Raw genomic sequence first — 328 nt, 5'->3', positions numbered from 1 at the left:
TTTCTAAGACGACTGGCCGAGCGTCCTCGCGGTGCTTATCAGCATGTCATGCTGGGATTTCGCGATCTCTTTCGTGATCTCCAGCCCAAAAATACGCTCCTGGTGCTTGATCATCTTGTCCAGGTTCTGTTCCGGCGACCCTGCAGAGCCGGACGTAATGGGAGGGGTGGCAGCCATCATTGTCTCCTTGAGGGGCTATTCAGTTTGCAAGCCTGGGCCCAGGCGGCCCGAGACTTTGCTATAACAACTTAGGGCAGGACGATCGGAAATGAAAGTCCACTTGGAATATTTGAGGCTAGTTTGTTCCAACTGTTGCGTTTCGGGCGTT

General features: G+C 53.4%; 1 protein-coding gene. It reads right to left on the bottom strand.

Annotation, left to right across the window (positions count from 1 at the left end; translation table 11 throughout):
* Nucleotides 1-3: 3 nt before the first annotated feature.
* Nucleotides 4-180 carry a hypothetical protein gene (locus tag EN818_RS33140; RefSeq protein WP_189523999.1) on the bottom strand — a complete coding sequence of 59 codons (177 nt, stop codon included), beginning with the start codon at nt 178-180 and terminating at the stop codon, nt 4-6.
* Nucleotides 181-328 lie beyond the last annotated feature (148 nt).

The organism is Mesorhizobium sp. M3A.F.Ca.ET.175.01.1.1, from assembly GCF_004791945.1.
In the GTDB taxonomy this organism is placed as follows: Bacteria; Pseudomonadota; Alphaproteobacteria; order Rhizobiales; family Rhizobiaceae; genus Mesorhizobium.
This window is presented reverse-complemented; position numbering and strand designations above follow the sequence as displayed.

Bases quoted from the DNA above. Each gene is read 5' to 3' on its own strand.
- EN818_RS33140 (WP_189523999.1), bottom strand. From the start codon at position 180: ATGATGGCTGCCACCCCTCCCATTACGTCCGGCTCTGCAGGGTCGCCG.